This is a genomic window from Actinophytocola sp. (assembly GCF_050699935.1).
In the GTDB taxonomy this organism is placed as follows: domain Bacteria; phylum Actinomycetota; class Actinomycetes; order Mycobacteriales; family Pseudonocardiaceae; genus Actinophytocola.
This window is the reverse complement of the sequence record NZ_JBOHGB010000025.1, coordinates 42,330-62,853: the sequence shown is the minus strand read 5'-3', so window position 1 is coordinate 62,853 and position 20,524 is coordinate 42,330. Positions and strand designations below refer to the sequence as shown.

Sequence of the window (20,524 nt, the reverse complement as noted above, 5' to 3'; positions counted from 1 at the left end):
ACAACGTGGACACCAAGGGCCTGGCCACGACCGTCGGCTCGCGCGCGATGCGGGCGGTACCGCCCGACCGCGACGCCACCGTCGTGCGCAAGCTGCGGGCGGCGGGCGCGGTCATCCTCGCCAAGGCCAACCTGTCCGAGTGGGCGAACTTCCGCTCCACGAGCCCCACGTCCGGCTGGTCCGGTGTCGGCGGCCAGACCAACAACCCCTACGTGCTCGACCGCAACCCGTGCGGCTCGTCGTCGGGTTCGGGCGCCGGCGTGGCCGCGGCGCTGGCGCAGGTGGCCATCGGGACGGAGACCGACGGATCCATCGTGTGTCCGGCCGGCACCAACGGCGTCGTGGGCCACAAGCCGTCCGTCGGGCTCGTGAGCCGCACCGGGATCGCACCCATCTCGGCCGAGCAGGACACCGCGGGACCGATGGCCCGCCACGTCGTCGACGTCGCGATCACACTGTCCGCGCTGCAGGGACGGGACCCGGCCGATCCGGCGACCGCCGAGTACCCGGACGACCAGCCCGCCGACTACGCCGCCCTGCTGCGGCCCGACGCCGTGCCCGACCTGCTGCGCGGCACGCGGATCGGGGTGTGGCGGCAGGCCGGCATCGACGCCGAGGTGGACCGGATCGTCGAGGAGTCGGTCGCCATCCTGCGCGCGCGGGGCGCCACGGTCGTCGAGGTCGAGGTGCCCTACCGGGAGGAGGTCGAGGCGGCCGAGCCGCCTGCCCTGCTCACCGAGTTCACCCGGGACCTGCCGGCCTACCTGGAGCAGCGGCGCGGCGTCCCGAGGACCTTCGCCGAGCTCGTGGAGTTCAACCGGCGCGACCCGGTCGAGCTGAGCAGGTTCGGCCAGGAGCTGTTCGAGCGGGCGCTGACCGCCCCCGACACCGACGACCCGGGCTACCTCATGCGGCGGGCCACCGCGACCTCGCTGGCGCGGCGGTCCATCGACGAGACGATGGCCGAGCACGGCCTGGACGCGATCGTCTCGCCCACCAACGGTCCGGCCGGGGTCACGACCTACGGTGACGGCGATGGCGTGCGGGTCGGGTCCTCCGGCCCGGCCGCGGTCGCCGGCTACCCGAACGTCTCCGTGCCGGCGGGCTATGCCGGCGAGCTGCCGATCGGCGTCTCCTTCTTCGCCGGCCGCTGGTCGGACGCCACGGTGCTGGCGTTCGCCGCCGCGTACGAGGCCGCGAACCCCGTCCGCCACGCACCGAGGTTCCTGCCCGGTGGCTGAGCCCGGCAGGATGACCGGCATGCGGATGCCGACGGTGGAGCTGAGCGGCGGCGTGCCGATGCCGATGGCCGGGCTGGGCACGGCCAGGCTGCTGGGGGAGCCGGGCTATGCGGCCGTGCGCGAGGCGCTGGACGTGGGCTACCGGCTGGTGGACACCGCGACGGCGTACCGCAACGAGCCGGAGGTCGGGCGGGCGCTGCGGGACAGCGGGGTGGATCGCTCGGAGGTGTTCGTCACCACGAAGCTGCCGCCCGAGGAGGCCGGCCGGGAGACACGGGTGCTCGACGACAGCCTGCGCGCGCTCGGTGTCGACCACGTCGACCTGTGGCTCGTGCACTGGCCGCCGGGTGGCCGGGCCACGGTCCGGACGTGGGAGGCGTTCCTGGCGGCGCGCGAGGCGGGCAAGGCACGCGCGGTGGGCGTCAGCAACCACACCCTCGGCCAGCTCGACGAGCTGACCGCCGCGACCGGCATCGCTCCGGCCGTGAACCAGGTCCCGTGGAGCCCGTCGCGGCACGATCCGGTGACGCTCGCGGCGAGCCGGGAGCGCGGCGTCGTGGTCGAGGGCTACAGCCCGCTGAGCGGGACGAACCTGGCCGAGCCGGCCCTCGCGGCGGTCGCGGACGCACACGGCGTGACCGCGGCGCGGGTGGTGCTGCGCTGGCACCTGCACCACGGCATCGTGGTCATCCCCAAGTCCGGCGACCCGGCCCGGCTGCGCGCCAACCTCGACCTGTGGACCTTCGCGCTCACCCCGGAGGAGATCGCCGCCATCGACGCGCTGGCCGGCTGACGCTCACCGGTGTCAGTCGTGCCGAAGCAGCGCGCCGACGCCGTTCGTCAGCTCCAGCGGCGGCTCGTCGCCCGTCGCGGCGACGATGTCCGCGCCGACCGCGATCGCCGCCGCCGGGAGCGCCTCGTCGGCCCGGGCGTGGCGTCGCTCGGAGACCCCGACCCGGTGCAGGTCCTCCCGGTCGACGGCGACCATGGCCGGCTCGGAACCGGTCCACACCAGCGAGTCGGCCAGCTCGCGTGTGTCGATCAGCAGCACCTCCACGTTCCCGTCGCGCAGCGCGGCGGTGGTGTCGGGCAGGCCCCGGGCGGCGAGCTTGTGCTCACGGGCGGCATCGACGCGTTCGAGCAGCCGGCAGTGTTCGGTGCGACGTTGCTCGGCGAGCAGCTCGGTGATGTCCCGGTCGATCGTGTCGTGGCCGGGATCGACCCGCCGGCTGTGCTCGATCTCGGCGGTGATGCGCTGACAGTGCCTGGGCAGCAGCTCGCGCAGCTGTGCCCGCGCCTGCGCGTCTCCGGCCAGGACGAGCAGGTGTGCGTCGACGCCGCGCACCAGCGCCGCCACCTCGTCGGCCACCTCCCCGAGGTTTCGGCGAACGGTCTCCTCCGCGCGCCGCTGCACGGTGCGGTGCGACCAGCCGCCGCCGCGCACCTTGCGGATCGGGTGGTTCTGGCCGGCGACGTCCTCGGTGCGCACGGTGCCGTCGGCGGCCACGGCCCGCAGGTCGGCGCCGACGCGGTCGACCACGACCACGACGTGGGGCACGGTGCGGCGGCTCCAGGCGGCGAGCGGCAGCAGGTAGGGCAGCGCCGACACGCGGACGTCCCGCCGCGGTGGCGGCTCGGGCAGGTACTCGTCGACCAGCACCGAGCCGTCGGCGGCGACGAGGAGCCGGCCGGAACGCCCGGCGGGCGGCCGCCGGTCGATGGCGTCGTCGAGCGCGTGGAGCGTCTTGTCCGGCACGTCCTGGGCGGCGAGCTCGTCCCGGATGGCCCGCCAGCGCAACTCGGCCATCTTGGCGGCGTCCTCGGTGTCATGGCTCGCGTCCATGAGGACCGACGCGAACGGACCGTCGTGGTCGAGCGTCTCGCGTAGAGCTGTCAGGTTCACGGCTCCTCCCTCGGGTGTCCTCGCAAAGGGCGTACCCGATCTCCGCGGGACGACACGTTTCGGGCCCGCGTGACCTGACCTGGTGAAACATCCACGTGCTCAGCGGGATCGCCTGCGGCCACGGGTACGCCGCCGGGCTGCGGGCGGCGCGTCGCCAGTGGGTTCGCGTCCCCCGAGTTCGCGGAATTCGCCCATACAATTCCCTCATGGGGAAGGCGAACGACACCGACATCCGCATCAGCGACGCCGAGCGGGACGAGGCCGTCGAGACGCTCGGTGTGCACCTGTCCACCGGGCGGCTGGAGCTGTCGGAGTTCGAGGACCGCTGCGGGCGGGCCGCGGCCGCACGCACGCGCGGTGAGCTCGAGGAGTTGTTCACCGACCTCCCCGCACCGCACCCCGACCTCAGCTCGGCGACTCCGCCCGCGCCACTGATCCAGAAGGCGGGCCAGCTGGTCGCCAACCCCACGGGTGCGCACAAGTCGAACGAGCTCACGGAGACCGACGCCAGCAAGGCACTCGAGTTCGTCGCCGGCATGATGTTCATCCTCGGCATCCCCGGGGCGATCCTGCTGACCGTGTTCGCCGGCGCGTGGTGGGTGTTCATCCCGGTCGGCATCGTGCTGTTCGTGAGCGCCGGGACGGCCGACGCAGCGAAGAAGAAGGCGCGCCCCGAGACCGGCCAGACCTGAGTACGCGACAGACGTCCGGCGTGGGGCACTAGGTTCACCTCCAGCTCGCACTGCGGCGAGGGGTAACAGAGCGTCCACTCAGGACGCCGTCGGCCCGTGGAACGACCGGGCCGATGCCCGCGTCGCAGCCTGCGAGGGAGGTGGAGGTCGCATGAGGTCATCGGCCACAGCCGTGGTGGATTTCGGCACGTCGCACACGGTCACCGTGGTGTCGGCGGCGGCCGGCGGGCCCACGGTGGTGTCCGTCGACGGCGAGCCGTGGTGCCCGTCGGCGGTGTACTGGGGTGCGGACGGGACGCCGTCGGTCGGCGCGGACGCGCTGCGGCTCGGCCGGGCGCAGCCGGCCCGGCTAGAGCCTCGGCCGAAGGCGCGGATCACCGAGCCGGAGGTGCTGCTCGCCGACACGGTGGTGCCGACGACCGCGCTCGTGCGCGCCGTGCTGTCCCGGGTCGTGTCGGAGGCGGCCCGGGTGGCGGGGGGTCCGGTGCAGCATCTGGCGCTGACGCACCCGGCCGACTGGGGAGCGAGCCGCCTCGGCGTGCTGCTGTCCGCCGCGCAGGGCCTCGCGCCCCGGCTGAGCACGGTGGCCGAGCCGGTGGGCGCGGCCGCGTGGTTCGCCGAACGGCACGAGCTGCCGGAGGGCGCGCACCTGGCCGTGCTGGACATGGGCGGCGGGACCTGCGACGCGGCGATCGTGTCCCGCGCGGCGCGCGGGTTGACGATCGCCGCCTGCGCGGGCCTGCCCGACCTCGGAGGCAACGATCTCGACGAGCGGATCGTGACGCACCTGCGACAGCGCCATGTCGAGCTGGACCGCTACCTCGCCGACCGCGAGCAGGGCGGGCAGGTCCCCGCGGAGGAGATGGTGGCGCTGGCCCGGTTCCGCGCCGACGTCCGCGACGCCAAGGAGGTGCTGTCCCGGTACCCGCACGCCGACGTCGTGCTGCCGGGCCGGCTGGGCGAGGCGATCCTGACCCGCGCCGAGTTCGAGGACCTCGTCCGCGACGACCTGCGGCGCGCGGTCGGCCTGCTCGCCGGCACGGCGCGGGACTGCGGGCTGGGCCCGGCGGACCTCGCCGCCGTGCACCTGGTCGGCGGGTCGTCGCGGGTGCCGTTGCTGGCGCAGCTGTTGCAGGAGTGGACGCCCGCACCGGTCCGGCTCGACGACCAGCCGGAGGCCGTGGTCGCGCTCGGCGCGCACACCGTCGCCGCCGGGACCGACGGTGTCGAGTCCGTCACCGAGGCCCTCGCCGCCGCGCCGCGCCCCTCCGGCGACCGGACCCAGGTGGTCGCGGCACCGGTCCCGCCTGCCGTGCCCGGCCGGCGCCGGTCCTGGCTCGCGCCGGCCGCGGTCGGGCTCGCCGCCTCGCTCGTCGCCGTGCTCGTGCCGGTGCTGCTGGGCGATGGCGGGCAGGTCACCGCCGGGGCACCACGTCCGGGCGGCGAACCTCGGGTGACGCTGCCCGAGCCACCGCCGGGGGAGCCGTTCGCGATCCCCGGCGACTTCACCGACGAGCTGCCGGCGGCGAAGACGGGGCAGCAGGTCGCGCTCGAGACGTCGGCGACGAAGGTCAACTGGCGGTTGGACGAGTTCGCCGACGACGAGGAGGGCGACCGGGCGCTCGTCGACGCCGGCAACCAGGACGCCGACGCGTACCGGTGGATCCTGGTGCGGACCACGGTCGGCCCGCGCGCGGAGCCCGACTACATGGACATGGGCGGCCACGTCCACCTCGTCGACGACCGCGGCATGATGATCTCGCCGATCCGCAACGCGGCGCTGCCCGACGACTGCCGCCCCGAGGACCGGAACAAGCTCGTACAGCCCGGGAAGACGGTCGGGCAGTGCCTCGCGTTCCAGGTCTCGGCGAGCACGCCGATCACCGACGTGGTGCTGTCGGTGCTCTCGCCGACCAGCCCGGGCAGCCCGGGCAGTGAGCTCGCCGGAGCGGGGTACCGGGTGCCCGTCACCGGGCGGCGGGTCAGCGGGCAGCGCAAGGACGTGACCGAACGGGCGGTGCCGCTGGGTGTGTGGCAGGACGTCGAGGTGAACGACGTGCGGGCGCGGGTGGCGATGGTCGACCTGGTCGAGGACATCACCGGCTACTTCGAGGAGAGCACGCTGCGCGGGCTGGCGGGCAGCCGGGGTGTGGTGCTGCGGATCGTCGTCGACGTCGACCGGCCGACCTCCGCGTACTTCTTGTCCAACCGGGTGTTCGTGGCCGATGACCGGGGCACGGCGCTGTTCCCGGCGTTCTCGGGCGGCCCGCGAACGCATGGCTGCCACGACGGGACGGAGCAGGAGAATCTCACCGGTCGGGCGACGCTGTGCGAGCTGTTCGTGGTGCCGACCGGCATGCCGATCTCGGCCGTCGGGATCACCGGCGTGAAGCAGGCCTACGCGTGGCGGGTGGACCGATGAGCAAAGAGCTGATCCTGGCCGTCGACTTCGGCACCACCAACACCGTCGCGGTCGCCAGCCGCGGCGGCCGCGACCCGCGGATCGTCACGATCGACGGCGCGCCGCGGATGCCCTCGGCGGTCTTCGCCACGGCCGGCGGCGAGCTCGTGGTCGGCGGCGACGCGCTGCGGATGGCACGCGGCGCGCCCAGCCGGCTCGAGCCGCGGCCCAAGTCGCACATCGACGAGGGCGAGCTGCTCCTCGGCGACACCACGCTCGACGTCGCCACGGCCGTGCGGGCGGTGCTGGCCAAGGTGTGCGCCGAGGCCGGGCGCCAGTTCGGCGGCACCGTCGACCATCTCGTGCTCACCCATCCGGCCGACTGGGGCTCGTTGCGGATGGGCACGATCACCCGGGCCGCGACCGGGCTCGCGGGCCGGCTCAGCCTGGTGCCCGAGCCGGTCGCGGCCGCCGCGCAGCACGGTGTGCCGGCCGGCTCGGCGCTGCTCGTGCTGGACTTCGGGGGCGGCACGTGCGACGCGGCCGCGGTGCGCCACGACGGCTCCGGCTACCGGGTGCTGGCCTGCGCCGGGTTGCCCGACCTCGGCGGCGACGACCTCGACCAGCGACTCGTCGACCACGTGCTCGCGCTGCGGCCGGCACTCGCCGAGTCGCTCGCCGCCCCGGGTGCCGACGGCGCGCGGGACGCGCTGCTGCTGCGCCAGGACGCCCGCACCGCCAAGGAGCTGCTCAGCCGGCACGACCGCGCGGAGATCGCCGGTGCCGGGGTGGAGCCGGTGACCATCGAGCGCGCGGAGTTCGACCGGCTGGTCGCGGCCGACGTCGCACGCGCGGCCGGGCTGCTCGACGAGGTCCGGCGCGCCGCGGGGACCGAGCGGCTCGACTTCGTGTACCTCGTCGGCGGATCCTCCCGGCTCCGGCCGCTGTCCACCGCCGTCCACGAGCGCACCGGGCTCGCCGTGCACCCGGCCGACGAGCCCGAGACGTCCGTGGCGTGGGGCGCGTTGTCGCTCATCAGCCAGGCCGGTGCCGAGATCCGGCCGGTTCCCACGCCGTCCAGCCGGCCGAACACCGCACCACCACCGGCACGCCGTCGCGGGCTGATCGCCGGTGTCGCCGCCGCGGTCGTGGTTGCCGTGGTGGCGGCCGTTCTCGCCACGCGGGACGGGGAGGTGCCGGGCACCGCGCGGCCCGTGGAGGGCGCCGCGCCCGGCACCGCGGTGTCGGAGCCGCCGTCGGAGCCGGCGGCCACGTCCGCTCTGGAGCCGGCGAAGCCGGGAGAGGAGGTCGTCGGCGAGGGGGAGCCCAACCGTGAGGTCGTCCCGGCCGGCCAGACCGGCCGCTACGAGGACGGCCTCGACGAGGTGACCATCGAGGTCGGGCTCGACGACGTGGCGGTGACCGATCAGGCCGCCCCGGCCGGCTACCGCTGGGTCCGCGCCCAGGTGACTGCGAAGCATCTCGGCAAGGCCGGCGACGCGCCCTTCGACTCTGTCGACTACCGCATCGGCCTGCTCGACGACCGCGGCCAGCACATCAACTCCCCGCCCGGCACAGCCGAGGGATGCCCCGGCGCGCCCCCCGACGACGAGCCGCTGCAGCCCGGCGCGTCGGTCACCGCGTGCCGGGACTTCATCCTCCCCCGTGCCACCCCGGTCGCCGCCGTGGTGTTCGGCGACGAGCCGCGCACCTTCGGCGTGGGCGCGCGGTCCCTGCTGTGGCAGGCGGACATTCCCGCCGCGGGCGAGCCCGCCCGGCTGCCCGAGCCGGTCGGCGAGCTCGGCGGCGACCCGGCGGAGGTGGAGTGGGTCGGCGACTTCGTCACGATCCAGTTCGACCTCGTCGACAAGCCGTCCGCGTATGCCGGCGAGGTGGAGCTCCAGCCCGGGACCCGGCTCGTCGTGCTGCGGGCGCTGGTGTCCGCGACGGGGACCGGGGAGGTCGACAACCAGCTGTTCAAGTACCTGGACGTGGTCGACGACCGTGGGCTGCGCGTGCTCGATGCCTGGGACGACTTCTACGAGCTCGTCGACTGCCCGTCGCTCGACACGATCCCGGCAGGCGAGACGGAGGTGGTGTGCGCCGCGTACATCGTGGACGCCGACACGCCGATCGCCGGGTTCGCCCTCGGCCTCGACCCCGACAAGCCGGAGGCCTGGTCATGGTGGCCGAACCGGCAATCCTGAAAGTGGTCGGAAAATTCCGTACGATTCGCCGGACGAGCAGCGAGAGTATCTACTAAAGTCCGTTTGCGATGGACGGCTACAGCGTAGAACCAGAGCAGCTCCGCACCGCCGCGACGGGCATCGGCGACGCCATCGGCGCCGCCGATGACACCAACCTGGAGGACGTCGGCAAGGGCGCGAACTTCGGCCACGACAAGGTCTCGTCGGCCGTGAAGTCCTTCAGCACGACGTGGGAGCTGGCGAAACAGATCCTGCAGCAGCGTTCGGCGTCCGCCGGTGAGGCGCTGGTCGACAGCGCCGGCATCTACGAGCGGCAAGAGGCGAGCGGCGTCTCCACGTTCGACCCGGCGATGCCCCAGCCGACGCCGACACCGGGCCCGACACCCACACCGGGGCCGACGCCCACCCCGACGCCGGCACCGACACCCGGTCCGACGCCCACCCCGCAAGGAGCGCCCTGATGGCGGAGCTGGGTCAGACAGACGACCCCAAGGAGCTGGTTCCCGGCGAACCCGAGGCGGTGACGGGCGCGGCCGATGGGCTGCGGTCCCGCGCCCGCACGATGGAAGACGTCGCCGGCGACCTCGCCGCCATCCGGATCCCGGACTGGCAGGGCCCGGCGAGCAGTGCGTTCTGGGACAAGTTCACGCCCGAGGCGTCCAACTGGCGGCTCGGCCGCGACGCGATGAACTCGGCCGCCGGCGCGCTGGACTCCCACGCCTCCTCGCTGACCTGGGCGCAGGGCCAGGCGGCCGAGGCGATCGCGCTGTGGGAGCAGGGCGAGCAGGCCACCCGCCGGGCCATGGAGAGCGGCTCGCTCGTGTTGGCCCCGTCCGGCACGGCAGGTGGCATGCCGCTCGGGTCCCCGACGCTGCTGAACGACCCCGGCGCCGCGCTGCGCCAGCGGGCCGTCGAGGTCCTCGACCGGGCACGTGAGCAGTTGAGCAAGGCCGGCGACACCGCTGCCGGCGCGATCGAGAAGGTCGCCGGCAAGGCGGACGGCGCGCCGGGCTGGCTGACCGGGCCCGCCCAGTTCGTGGACGAGAAGGGCCCGCAGAAGGTCGCCGTCGATATCAAGCAGACCGAGAGCTGGGCGGAGAAGGCCGAGCGCAAGCAGGGCGAGGGCAGCCGGTTCGCCCGGTACGGCCAGTGGGGCGACGAGTTCGCCAAGCGTCAGGGCCCCGGGGTCAACGTGCACCTCGTCGGCGGCACCGTGCAGGGCAGCCTGTTCTCCACGAACGCGTCGGGCGCGACCCAGATCGGCGACGTCACGCTCGCCGGTAAGGCCGAGGCCAGCGCCCTCGGCGCCGAGGCGTCGGCCACCGCGGGGATCGGCCGGGACGGCGTCAACGCCCAGGCCAGGGCTTCCGCGTACCTGGCGCAGGTGTCCGCGCAGGGCTCGGCGCAGTACGGCATCGCCGAGGTCGGCGCTCAGGGGAAGGCCTTCGTCGGGGCCGAGGCAGGTGCCCACGGCTCGATCGGGCTCGACGGTGCGAGGGTCGGCGGCGAGGCGTTCGCCGGCGCGAAGGCCACCGGCGAGGTGTCCGGCGACGTCGGCGGGCTCGGTGCCGGCGTGACTGGCGAGGCATGGGCCGGCGTGGGTGCCTCGGCCGACGCCCAGATCGGCCGGGGCGAGGACGGCGAGTGGAAGATCGGTGCCGAGGCCGGGATCGGCCTCGGGATCGGCGGTAAGGTCGGCTTCGAGGTCTCGGTGGACCCGGGAGAGATCACCGACACCCTGGGCGACGCGGCCAGCGCCGTGAACCCGTTCGACTGACCGACCGTTTGGAGCTCCACACATGGTCACCGAGCTACCCGTCCGCATCGAGTTCAGGCTGCCCGAGGGCTGGCAGGCGGCGCCGCCGGACGAGGTCGGCGCGCCCGGCGTCGCGTTCGTCGCGCTGCACCCGGCCTCGGCCAACGGCTTCACCGCGAACATGACGATCGCCGGTCAGGTCCGCGATCCGGAGCTGACGATGGTCGACATCGCCGACGAGTCGGTGCGACGGCTCGAGGAGACCGCGAGCTCGGTCCAGGTCCGCAAGCGCGTCGAGGTCGGTTCGGCGCAGGCCCCGGGCATCACGCAGGTCCTGGACATCACGCTGGGCGCCGAGCAGGAGATCGTCCAGTGCCAGGTGTACGTGTCGATGCACGACGTCGAGGACCCGGAGCGGCGGGCCGTACTCGAGTTCATGCTGACCTGCACGGAGGCCCAGCTCGACGACGTCTTCGAGGACTTCCAGGAGTTCGTGCGCACCGTCCGAGCCGCGGAGCCCGGCCAGTAGCGACGCCGGAGGCCAACGTATGTCGGAACTGGCGCCCGTGGCGTTCATGCTGGTGTTCGCCGCGATCATCGGCCTCATCGTCTGGCTCGTGGTCCGCACCGTCCGGCACAACCGGGCGCCCCGCGACCCAGCCGTCCGCGAGGATCTCGCGCGGCTGGCCACCGCGAAGGGCTGGCGGTTCAGCCCCCGCGACGACGGCTTCCTGCGGCGGTTCGCCGGCGGCTACCCGTTCGGCCACGGCGCCCGGCAGCGGCCGGCGCTGGACCTGGTCACCGGGACGCACCGGGGCCGGAACTTCGCGTGCTTCCAGTACTCCCCGCCGCGCTCGCTGCCGTCCGGGGAGTACTCCAGCGAGATCGACTACGCCCGGGTCGTCGTGGTGTCGCTGCCCGAGCCGGTGCCCACCGTCGTGGTGACGGCGGCCCGCTTCGCGCCCCGCTGGACGCGCCGGTACACGGTCGGCGACGACGCGTTCGACCGCGCCTTCACGGTCGGCACCGAGGACGAGCCGTTCGCCGACCGGGTGCTCACCGAGCCGGTCCGCCACTGGCTGCTGGAGCACCCGCCGACCGGGTCGCTGCGGCTGGGCGGCCCCGACCTCATCGGCTGGCAACCCGACACCGGCGGGTTCGAGGCGAGCATGGTGGAGCCCGAGGTGGACCGGCTGTGCGACCTGCTGGACCGGATCCCGACGGACGCGCTGCGCCGGTAGGGGCACCAGTGCGGTGGCCTCAGCGCTTGGGCAGCGCGGGTGCGGTCGTGAGCACGCCCGCGTCGTGGAAGGCGAAGTCCCTACCCTCGGTCCGGTACAGCTCCGCGTACGCGGCCACCTTGTCCGGGTCGAGCCGCACGCCCAGCCCCGGCCCGTCCGGCACGGTCAGCGTGCCGTCCACGTAGGACTCCACCCCGCCGCCGAAGCCGTCGGTGACGTCGCCGGCGAGCAGCGCGCCGTAGGACTGGTTGGCGTAGCGGAAGTTCGGCGTCGCGGCGATCGCGTGCACGGCGGCGGCGAGCGCGACGCCGAGCTCGCCGAGGCTGTGCTTGACGACCGGAAGCCCGGCCGCCTCGCACAGGCCGGCGGAGCGCTTGAGGTTGAGCAGACCGCCGTCCATCTGGTTGTCGACCGACAGCACGTCCGCCGCGCCGGCCCGGATCACGGCGAGCTGGTCGTAGCGGGTCCAGCTCGCCTCGTTCGCGAGCAGGGGAGTGCCGACCCGCCCGCGGACGTAGGCCATCTCCTCGAGGTTGCGGCCGGACACCGGCTGCTCGACGAGCTCGAGCCCGTAGCGCTCCAGCTCGGCGATCATCCGCACGGCGGTGCCCGGTGACCAGGCCTCGTTGGCGTCCACCCGCAGCGCCATGCCCGGGCCCGCGCCGTCGCGCAGGGCGGCGACCCGATCGAGGTCGGTCCGCGGATCGTCGGCACCCACCTTCAGGTAGCAGGTGGTGAACCCCGCCTCGGCGGCGCGCTTGGCCTCGGCCGCCACCTCGTCGGACTCGGCGTGCGCCACGTAGTAGAAGAACTCGACGCGGTCGTGGAAGAGGCCGCCGAGCAGGTTCACCAGCGGCTGCCCGCAGGCCTTGCCGACGAGGTCCCAGCAGGCCATCTCGACGGCCGCGATCGCCGGGCTCGTGGCCTTGACGTGGTGCCAGGTGCCGACCAGCTCGATGCGCCGGACGAGCCGCTCGATCTGGAACGCGTCCGCCCCGATCACCAACGGGCGCAGGCTCTCGAGGACCGCGAGCACGATGTCGGCCGACGGGTACGCGGTGGCCTCGCCGAGCCCGACCAGGCCCTCGTCGGTGCGGACCTCCAGCAGGATGCTGACCTGCCCGCGGCGCCGGCCGAACGCCCACACCTCGTCGGCCCGGTACGGCACCGCCACCGGGGTGGCGCGCAGCTCCGTGATCCGCATCTGAGTCCTTTCAGGACAGAGCGACCAGGTCGCGGTCGACGGTGGTGAGCAGCTCCGCGCCGGTGGCGGTGACGAGCGCGGTGTCGGACACGACGTGGCCGGCCGGCTCGGTGACCCAGGACATCAGGTGGAAGGTCATCCCGGCGACGATCTCGGTGTCGCCGTCGGCGCGGATGCCCAGCACCTGGCCGCCGCCGACCCAGCTGGGCGGGAAGCCGATGCCCACGAGATAGCCGCAGTGGTGGCGCGACGGCCAGGTCGCCGAGGACGTGCCGGCGACCCCTCGCCGCCAGGCGGCGTACACCTCGCCCGTGGTCGTCCCCGGCCGCAGCGCACCGAGGGCCGCGCCGAGCCCGGCGGTCGCGGCGGCGTGCGCGTCGACGGCCGCGGGTGGTGTGGGTCCGGTGTAGACGGTGCGGCTCAGCGGGGCGTGGTAGCGGCGCACGCATCCGGACAGCTCGAGGAACAGCCCGCCGTCCACCTGCCGGTCGCCCCAGGACACGTGCTCCTGGTCGAGCATCCACAGTGGACGGATCAGCGGCGTGAACCCGGGCTGCTGGCCGCCGGCGGCGAACATCGTCTGGTACACGGCCGCGGCCACGTCCCGCTCGGGGACACCCGGCCGCGCGGCGCCGATACCGGCCGCCATCGCCGCGTCGGAGACCGCCGCGGCCTCCCGGATGTGCTCGACTTCGACGGGTGACTTGATCGCCCGCGCCGTGGCGAGCACGCCGGTGCCGTCCACCAGCCGCCGGCCGGCGAGCGCCCGGTCCAGCCCGGCGCGCACGGCCGGCGGGAAGAACATGGCCTCCTCCTCGACGGCGACGAGCCCACCCGGCGGCACGAGGTCGGCGAGCGCACCGGCGAACGCGGCCGCCGGGTCGGCGCCGTCGGGAAACGTCACGTGGTGGCAGCCGGGCAGCTGCGCGCGCACGGTCGGGCGTTCCATCGCGCGGGTCACCACGACCGGGGCGCCCGGGCCGGCGGGGATCAGCACCGCGGTGAACGCGAAGTACCCGAGGTGGTCCAGGCCCGTGAGGTAGTAGACGTTCTCCGGGCTCACCGCGGCGAACGCGTGCACGCCGGCGCCGGTCATCCAGGCACGCAGGCCCGCGATCCGCACGTCGTGCTCGCCGGCCGGTGCCGCGATGGGAAGGCTCATGCCGCCAGGGTGCGTCGGGCGAAGCGAAAGATCCAGTGACGATTTCTACGTTCGGTCGTAAGTTGAGCTACATGCTGGACGTCTACCGTCTCCGGTTGCTGCGCGAGCTCGCCCGGCATGGCACGATCGCCGCCGCGGCGTACGCGTGCTCGCTGACGCCCTCGGCGGTGTCGCAGCAACTTGCGGTGCTGGAACGGGAAGCGGGCACCCCGCTGTACTTCCGCGACGGGCGGCGGCTGGTGCTCACCGAGGCCGCACGGGTGCTCGTGGAGCACACCGAGACCGTGCTCGCCGAGCTGGAGCGCGCGCGGGCGAACGTCGCCGCGCTGACCTCGACGGTGCGCGGGGTGCTGCGGCTGGCCGCGTTCCCCTCGGCCGCGCGGGCGCTCGCGGCGGAGGCGATCGCCCGGTGCCGGGCCGCGCATCCCGACCTCCGTGTCCGGCTGTCCGAACTGGAGACGACGGACTCCGTGGAGGCCTTGCGGGGCGGGCGGATCGACATCGCGCTGGTCCACGAGTACAGCCTGCTGCCGGCGGTTCGCGAACCGGCCGTGGAGACCGAGAAGCTGGTGACCGAGCCGCTGCTGATCGCGCTGCCGCCCGGGCTGACGGGCGGGGAGGGCCCGCTCGAACTGGCGTCGCTCGCCGACCAGCCGTGGATCGCCGCGTCCAAGGACGACGCGCTGCACGTGATGCTGGCGCGGGCGTGCGCGGCCGCCGGGTTCGAACCGCGGCTCGACTTCACCAGCTCCGACTACACGGTGATCTTCGCGCTCGTGTCCGCGGGCCTCGGCGTGTCGATCGTGCCGCGGCTGGCGCTGGAGTCGATGGCCGCCGAGATCGAGCTGCGGGAGGTCGCCGACCTGGAGCTGACCCGGACCGTGTCGGCCGCGGTCCGCACCGGGAGCCGCCGCGCCCCGCAGATCGCCACCATGCTCGCGGCCCTGCGCGAGGTGGCCGGCGAGCTGTCCCTGTGACCGGGCGCTGTGACCGGGAGCCGCGGGGCGGCGGCGCTCAGGTGCAGGCCTCGCGCAGCGCGTCGACGTGCTCGGCGTTGCGCTTGGCCCAGCCGGCCACGATGGACAGGTCCTCGAAGCGTTCCTTCTGCACCTCGACGTACGAGTCGGCCATCGTCAGCAGCGAGTTCTTCACGTCCTGGTCCGCGACGCTGTCGGCGAGCTCGCGCAGCCGCCGCTCCTTGTCGTCGGCGCGGGCCCGCAGCCGCTCGGGGTCGACGAGCGGGTCGAGGTCCGCGAGCCCCAGCGCCTCCGCGCAGACCGTCGCCTTGTCCGTCGCGGTGCTCGCCTGATCCACCGCGGAGTCCACCTCGGCGCACCCGGCCGCCAGCAAGGCGGCGGCCAGCAGCGCGATCGGTCGGCGTAGGTCCATGAACCGAACGTAGCGGACACCGGGACGGGAACGAGGTGGTTGATCACCCACCGGCCGGTCTATGTGTGGAGCTGCTACATCCGGCCCGGCACTTGTGGAAGTCGCGGCCATGTCGCGGCCGGCTGGCAGTCCCTAGTGTCGTCGCCGTGACGAGCGCCTCACCACCCGCGGCGGAGCGGACCCGGTCCGCGACCGAGGACACCGCGATGCTGCGGACCTGGGGCCTCACCAAGGAGTTCAACGGTTTCCGCGCGGTGGACGGCGTCGACCTGGAGGTCGCCCCGGGCACGGTGCACGCGCTCGTCGGACCGAACGGCGCCGGCAAGACCACGCTGTTCAACCTGCTCACCGGGTTCCTCAAGCCGACCGCCGGCACGATCACGATCGACGCCCACGACGTGACCGGCATGCGCCCGGAACGGATCGCCCAGCGCGGGGTCGCGCGCTCGTTCCAGATCACCAGCCTCTTCACCGAGCTGAGCCTCGCCGAGCACGTCGAGCTGGCGCTGCTGGGCCGCGACGGGCAGGGCTTTCGCTTCTGGCGCTCGGACAAGCGGATGCGCCGCTACCGCGCGGAGACCGAGGAGTTGCTGGCACAGGTCGGGCTCGCCGGGCGCGCGCGGACACCGGCCGGCAGCCTGGGCTACGGCCAGAAGCGGGCGCTGGAGGTCGCGCTCGCGCTCGCCCTGTCGCCTCGGCTGCTGCTGCTCGACGAGCCGACGGCCGGCATGGGCGTCGAGGACGTGTCCCGGACCATCGAGCTGATCCAGCGGGTCCGCGAGGACCGGACCGTCGTCCTGGTGGAGCACAACATGAAGGTCGTCGGCGATCTCACCGACCGGGTGACCGTCCTGCAGTTCGGCAAGGTCCTCGCGGAGGGGTCGTACGAACAGGTCCGCAACGACCCCGCGGTGATCACGGCGTATCTGGGGGAGTCCGTGTGAGCGAAGCGAACGATCAAACACAGCTCAGCGTCCGCGACGTCGTCGCGAGCTACGGCGAAGCCCAGGTGCTGCAAGGGGTTTCGCTCGACGTGGCCGGCGGCGAGGTGGTGACCCTGGTCGGCCGCAACGGCGCCGGCAAGACCACGCTGCTGCGCTGCCTGATGGGCCTGCACCGGTCGATGTCGGGCCACGTGGAGCTGGACGGCACGGACATCTCCCGCATGCCCCCGCACCGGCGGTGCCGCCTCGGCCTCGGCTACGTCCCCGACGACCGCGGCATCTACGCCAGCCTCACCGTCGAGGAGAACCTCACCCTGCCCCCGGCCACCGGGCCCGACGCCTGGCCGCTCGCGATGGTCTACGAGACGTTCCCGGTGCTCGCGCAGCGGCGGCGCCAGTCGGGCAGCCACCTCTCCGGCGGCGAGCAGCAGATGCTCTCCGTCGCGCGGGTGCTGCGGATGGGCGCGCGGCTGCTGCTGGCCGACGAGCCGACCGAGGGGCTCTCCCCGCTGCTGGTCCAGCAGATCGGCGAGATCATCCGCACCGTCTCCGAGCACGGCGTCACCGTCTTGCTGATCGAGCAGAACGTCCACTTCGCCTCGACCGTGGCGGACCGGCACTACCTGATCGCCCAGGGCCGCGTCGTCGAGTCGCTCGACAACGCGGAGGTCAAGGAGCGCGAGCACGAGCTGCTCGAGTACCTGGGCATCTGAGCGAGCCTTACACGACAGGAGGAAGCACGTGGCAACGACGCTGAAGTCGGTGGGCGCGCTCACCGCAGCGCTCGCGGTGGGTGCCGCGCTCTCGGCATGTGGTGGCGGTCCGCAGAGCGGGGGCGGCAAGGTCAGCGGCGACGCGGTCAAGCTCGGCGTGATCACCGACCTGTCCGGCGTCTACTCCGAGCTCGCTGGGCGCAACGCCGTCGAGGCGGTCGAGATGGCGGTCGAGGACTTCCAGGACAAGCACGCCGATGACGCGGTCACCGACACCATCGAGGTGAGCTCCGCGGACCACCAGAACAAGCCGGAGATCGCCAACACGACCGCCCGCGAGATGTACGACCGGGACGGTGTGGACGCGATCTTCGACGTGCCGACCTCATCGGCCGCGCTCGCCGTCGCGACGGTCGCCGGGCAGAACAAGAAGATGTACTTCAACATCGGCGCGGCCACCACCGAGCTGACCGGCGAGCAGTGCAACCCTTACACCTACCACTACGCCTACGACACCTACATGCTCGCGCACGGCACCGGCACGACCGTGACCGAGCAGGGCGCGAAGCAGTGGTACATCATCTACCCGGACTACGCGTTCGGGCAGGACATGAACCGCAGCTTCACCGACGCGATCAAGGCGGCGGGCGGCACCGTCGGCACGGCCGACCCGACCCCGTTCCCGAACGACAACTTCGCCACGTTCATGACGAAGGCGCCCAACCTGAGCCCGAAGCCGGACGTGCTCGGCACCATGCAGGCCGGCGGCGACCTCGTCAACGTCGTCAAGCAGTACAACGAGTTCGGCCTGCGGAACAAGGGTGTGGACCTCGCGGTCGGCCTCATGTTCGACACCGACATCAAGTCGATCGGGGTGGGCCCGCTGGCGGGCACGCTGTTCACCACCGCCTGGTTCTGGAACATGGACGACCAGAGCCGCGAGTGGGCGGACCGCTTCAAGGAGCGGACCGGCACCCGCCCGACCTTCGACCACGCGGCGAACTACTCGGCGGCGATGCAGTACCTCGAGGCGGTCCAGCGGGCCGGCACCGACGACGCCGACACGGTTCGCGCGCAGCTCGACGGTCACCAGTTCGAGGACTTCTTCGCCCGCAACGCCGAGATCCGAGCCGAGGACCACAGCGTCGTGCACGACGCGTACCTGGTGAAGGTGAAGGCGGAGGACCAGGTTCAGGAGGACTTCGACTTCACCGAGCTGGTCAAGGAGATCCCCGCGGACGAGGCCTTCCAGAAGGCCTCCGACAGCGGCTGCCAGATGAACTGACCCAATGCCCGTCTCAGGGATCATCGTGCGAGTTCTCGTGCCGACCAACGCAATCTCAGGGGACCGTGACGACACCCAGCCACAAGTACGTGAACAGCCGAACCATTCGCTGGAACGCAGCCGACACTTTTAATTCCGGGGAGGCGGGCCGTGGAACTGGTACAGCAGTTGTTCAACGGCCTGGTGAGCGGGAGCTTCTACGCGCTGCTCGCGCTCGGCCTGTCGGTGATCTTCGGAATGCTCGGCGTCGTCAACTTCGCCCACGGCGCGTTCTACATGCTCGGGGCGTTCGGCGCCTTCGTGCTGCTGGACACCGTCGGCCTGAGCTGGTGGCTCGCGCTGCTGGTGGTCCCCGTCGTGCTCGGTCTCGTCGGCATGGTCCTCGAACGGCTGCTCGTGGCGCGGCTGGTGCGGCTCGACCCGCTGTACAACTTCCTGCTCACCTTCGGCGTCGCGCTGATCCTGCAGGACGTGGTGCGGCTGAAGTACGGGGTCGCCTCGCAGCCCTACCCGCGGCCGGCGCTGCTCGACGGGTCGATGAGCCTCGGGCTCTTCGACTACCCGAAGTTCCAGGTGTTCGTGTTCGCCTTCTCGATCGTGGTCTCGGTGCTCGTCTGGCTGGTGCTGGCCCGTACCCGGGTCGGCATGATCGTGCGCGCGGCGACCGAGCGGCCGGAGCTGACGCGGTCGCTCGGCATCGACGTGCGGCGCTGGATCACCCCGGTGTTCGGGTTCGGCATCGCGCTGGCGGCGCTCGCCGGCGTGCTCGCCGCACCCATGCGCGCGGTCAACTCCGGCATGGGCGCGGACCTGATCATCGTGATCTTCGCGGTCGTGGTGATCGGCGGGCTCGGCTCGGTGTTCGGCTCGGTCGCCGCGGGCTACCTGGTCGGAATGCTGTCCGCGGTCGGCAGCCTCTACGTCCCGGCGCTGTCCCAGAGCCTGGTGTTCGTCCTCATGGCCCTGGTGCTGCTGCTGCGGCCCGCGGGCCTGTTCGGCCGCGAGGAAGGCGTGCACGCATGATCGTCACCCGGCTCGTCGACGCCACCCGTGGCCGGCCCCTGATCGTCCGAATAGGACTGCTGGTCGCCGGCCTGGTACTGGCGTTCGGGCTGCCGTGGATGATCTACCCGGCCGTGGCGCTGGACATCACGGCGTGGGCGCTGTTCGCGGTCGCGCTCGACCTGCTGCTCGGCTACACGGGCCTGCTCTCGTTCGGGCACGCCGCGTTCTGGGGCTCCTCGGCCTACGCCACGGGCATCATCGCGATCGAGACCGGGATGCCGTTCTACGTGGCGGTACTCGGCGGTGCGGTCGTGGCGGCGTTGCTGGCGTTGCCGATCGCCATGCTGGCGGTGCGCCGGACGGGCATCTACTTCGCCATGGTGACGCTGGCGTTCGCGCAGCTGATCTACTTCGTCGCCAACCAGTGGCGGTCGCTGACCGAGGGGGAGAACGGGCTGCAGGGCATCCCGCGCGAGGCATTCGGGCTCGACCTGTCCGACACGTTCTACTTCTACTACGCGGCACTTCCGTTGATACTGCTGGGTCTGCTCGGCGCGTGGCGGGTGGTGCACTCGCCGTTCGGCCGGGTCATGGTCGCGATCCGGGAGAACCCGGCCCGCGCGCGGGCGCTCGGCTATCCCGTGGACCGCTACAAGGTGCAGGTGTTCGTGATCTCCGCGTTCCTGGCCGGCGTGGCCGGCGGGGTGTACGCGGTGGGCCACGGGTTCGCCTCGTTGCAGGAGGTCTACTGGACGACCTCCGGCAAGGTCGTCGTGATGAACATCCTCGGCGGCATGGGCACGCTGTGGGGCCCGGTGCTCGGCGCGGGGATCATCGTGGTGCTGGAGGACTACCTGGCGACCGCGGGCATCGACGCGGTCGGCACCGTGACCGGCGTGATCTTCGTGGTCACGGTGCTGGTGTTCCGCCGCGGGATCTGGGGGACCGCCCGGCGTCTGCTGGGATCCCGCCGCCGCGGTGACGAGACACCGGACGCGGCACCGGACGAGGAACCCGTGCCCCAGGAACGGAGCCCGACCCCCGCCTCCCCGGGCTGATGGTGACCCTCTCGTTCGAGACCGACATCGACGGCACGGCCGACGCGGTCTTCGCCGCCATCGTCGACCTGCGCGGGTACGGGCGCTGGCTCGCACCGTCGCCGGCCTACGCCGCCACCACCGAGGCCAGCACCGACCCGGCCGCCGCCGGTACGACCTATGTGGACTGCGGGCCCGGGGGAGTACGGCACGCTGAAGCTGGTGCGGCCGTTGGTGCTGCGCCGGTTCCGTGCGGAGAGCGAGCGCACGCTGCGCGCCCTCAGGCACACGTCGAGCCCAGGTCGGGCCCGGCCGGCGGCGCGGCGTGACCGGCCTGGGCGATG

The 20,524-nt window shown here is 73.0% G+C and carries 20 protein-coding genes; 16 read left to right on the top strand and 4 right to left on the bottom strand.

Going from position 1 to position 20,524, the window contains the following annotated elements; all coding sequences use genetic code 11:
• Together ACRDTB_RS11775 and ACRDTB_RS11770 are read left to right on the top strand one after the other, a co-directional pair.
• On the top strand, positions 1-1,241 hold a 1,241-nt coding region (locus ACRDTB_RS11775; protein ID WP_431430141.1), incomplete at its 5' end, for an amidase family protein.
• On the top strand, positions 1,234-2,034 hold the full coding sequence (locus tag ACRDTB_RS11770; protein ID WP_431430140.1) for an aldo/keto reductase: 801 nt from the start codon (positions 1,234-1,236) through the stop codon (positions 2,032-2,034). The genes ACRDTB_RS11775 and ACRDTB_RS11770, both read left to right, overlap by 8 nt.
• A gap of 12 nt (positions 2,035-2,046) precedes the next feature.
• On the opposite strand, the gene ACRDTB_RS11765 is transcribed toward ACRDTB_RS11770, so the two are convergent.
• Positions 2,047-3,144: a Vms1/Ankzf1 family peptidyl-tRNA hydrolase gene (locus ACRDTB_RS11765; protein WP_431430138.1), complete on the bottom strand. Its 1,098-nt coding sequence runs from the start codon at positions 3,142-3,144 to the stop codon at positions 2,047-2,049.
• A gap of 206 nt (positions 3,145-3,350) precedes the next feature.
• Here ACRDTB_RS11765 and ACRDTB_RS11760 point away from each other — a divergent pair, with 206 nt between their 5' ends.
• From ACRDTB_RS11760 to ACRDTB_RS11730, 7 genes are all read left to right on the top strand, one after another.
• Positions 3,351-3,836, top strand: a complete 486-nt coding sequence (locus ACRDTB_RS11760) for a DUF1707 SHOCT-like domain-containing protein (RefSeq protein WP_431430137.1) — start codon at positions 3,351-3,353, stop codon at positions 3,834-3,836.
• Between the two features lie 151 nt (positions 3,837-3,987).
• Positions 3,988-6,258 (top strand): Hsp70 family protein, encoded by a 2,271-nt coding sequence (locus ACRDTB_RS11755; protein WP_431430136.1) that lies wholly within the window; start codon positions 3,988-3,990, stop codon positions 6,256-6,258.
• Complete coding sequence (locus ACRDTB_RS11750) at positions 6,255-8,444, top strand: Hsp70 family protein (protein WP_431430134.1); 2,190 nt, start codon at positions 6,255-6,257, stop codon at positions 8,442-8,444. The genes ACRDTB_RS11755 and ACRDTB_RS11750 overlap by 4 nt, the downstream gene beginning before the upstream one ends.
• A gap of 68 nt (positions 8,445-8,512) precedes the next feature.
• Complete coding sequence (locus tag ACRDTB_RS11745) at positions 8,513-8,905, top strand: hypothetical protein (protein ID WP_431430132.1); 393 nt, start codon at positions 8,513-8,515, stop codon at positions 8,903-8,905.
• On the top strand, positions 8,905-10,221 hold the full coding sequence (locus ACRDTB_RS11740; protein WP_431430130.1) for a putative T7SS-secreted protein: 1,317 nt from the start codon (positions 8,905-8,907) through the stop codon (positions 10,219-10,221). The genes ACRDTB_RS11745 and ACRDTB_RS11740 overlap by 1 nt, the downstream gene beginning before the upstream one ends.
• Positions 10,222-10,243: 22 nt before the next feature.
• Positions 10,244-10,729 carry a hypothetical protein gene (locus ACRDTB_RS11735; RefSeq protein WP_431430128.1) on the top strand — a complete coding sequence of 162 codons (486 nt, stop codon included), beginning with the start codon at positions 10,244-10,246 and terminating at the stop codon, positions 10,727-10,729.
• A gap of 19 nt (positions 10,730-10,748) precedes the next feature.
• Positions 10,749-11,441 carry a hypothetical protein gene (locus ACRDTB_RS11730; protein WP_431430127.1) on the top strand — a complete coding sequence of 231 codons (693 nt, stop codon included), beginning with the start codon at positions 10,749-10,751 and terminating at the stop codon, positions 11,439-11,441.
• Positions 11,442-11,460: 19 nt separating this feature from the next.
• Here the strand turns inward: ACRDTB_RS11730 and ACRDTB_RS11725 are convergent, their stop codons facing one another.
• Together ACRDTB_RS11725 and ACRDTB_RS11720 are read right to left on the bottom strand one after the other, a co-directional pair.
• A complete protein-coding gene (locus tag ACRDTB_RS11725) occupies positions 11,461-12,645 on the bottom strand; it encodes a mandelate racemase/muconate lactonizing enzyme family protein (RefSeq protein WP_431430125.1) in 1,185 nt (394 codons plus the stop codon).
• A 10-nt stretch (positions 12,646-12,655) separates the two neighbouring features.
• Positions 12,656-13,807: a M24 family metallopeptidase gene (locus ACRDTB_RS11720; RefSeq protein ID WP_431430124.1), complete on the bottom strand. Its 1,152-nt coding sequence runs from the start codon at positions 13,805-13,807 to the stop codon at positions 12,656-12,658.
• A 71-nt stretch (positions 13,808-13,878) separates the two neighbouring features.
• Here ACRDTB_RS11720 and ACRDTB_RS11715 point away from each other — a divergent pair, with 71 nt between their 5' ends.
• Positions 13,879-14,784 (top strand): LysR family transcriptional regulator, encoded by a 906-nt coding sequence (locus tag ACRDTB_RS11715; RefSeq protein WP_431430123.1) that lies wholly within the window; start codon positions 13,879-13,881, stop codon positions 14,782-14,784.
• Between the two features lie 37 nt (positions 14,785-14,821).
• Here ACRDTB_RS11715 and ACRDTB_RS11710 read toward each other — a convergent pair whose 3' ends face one another.
• Positions 14,822-15,196, bottom strand: coding sequence for a hypothetical protein (locus tag ACRDTB_RS11710; protein WP_431430121.1), 375 nt, complete (start codon positions 15,194-15,196; stop codon positions 14,822-14,824).
• A gap of 146 nt (positions 15,197-15,342) precedes the next feature.
• On the opposite strand from ACRDTB_RS11710, the gene ACRDTB_RS11705 reads away from it, so the two are divergent.
• The 6 genes from ACRDTB_RS11705 (at position 15,343) to ACRDTB_RS11680 (ending at position 20,509) form a co-directional block, all read left to right on the top strand.
• The gene (locus ACRDTB_RS11705; RefSeq protein WP_431430119.1) at positions 15,343-16,140 is read left to right on the top strand and encodes an ABC transporter ATP-binding protein; all 798 of its coding nucleotides are present in this window, start codon (positions 15,343-15,345) and stop codon (positions 16,138-16,140) included.
• Positions 16,137-16,853, top strand: a complete 717-nt coding sequence (locus ACRDTB_RS11700) for an ABC transporter ATP-binding protein (RefSeq protein WP_431430117.1) — start codon at positions 16,137-16,139, stop codon at positions 16,851-16,853. Before ACRDTB_RS11705 ends, ACRDTB_RS11700 begins: the two co-directional genes overlap by 4 nt.
• A gap of 28 nt (positions 16,854-16,881) precedes the next feature.
• Positions 16,882-18,138 (top strand): ABC transporter substrate-binding protein, encoded by a 1,257-nt coding sequence (locus ACRDTB_RS11695; RefSeq protein ID WP_431430115.1) that lies wholly within the window; start codon positions 16,882-16,884, stop codon positions 18,136-18,138.
• 150 nt (positions 18,139-18,288) lie between these two features.
• Positions 18,289-19,161, top strand: a complete 873-nt coding sequence (locus tag ACRDTB_RS11690; protein ID WP_431430113.1) for a branched-chain amino acid ABC transporter permease — start codon at positions 18,289-18,291, stop codon at positions 19,159-19,161.
• Positions 19,158-20,201, top strand: coding sequence for a branched-chain amino acid ABC transporter permease (locus ACRDTB_RS11685; RefSeq protein ID WP_431430112.1), 1,044 nt, complete (start codon positions 19,158-19,160; stop codon positions 20,199-20,201). The genes ACRDTB_RS11690 and ACRDTB_RS11685 overlap by 4 nt, the downstream gene beginning before the upstream one ends.
• Positions 20,201-20,509, top strand: a complete 309-nt coding sequence (locus tag ACRDTB_RS11680; RefSeq protein ID WP_431430111.1) for an SRPBCC family protein — start codon at positions 20,201-20,203, stop codon at positions 20,507-20,509. Before ACRDTB_RS11685 ends, ACRDTB_RS11680 begins: the two co-directional genes overlap by 1 nt.
• Positions 20,510-20,524: the final 15 nt, after the last annotated feature.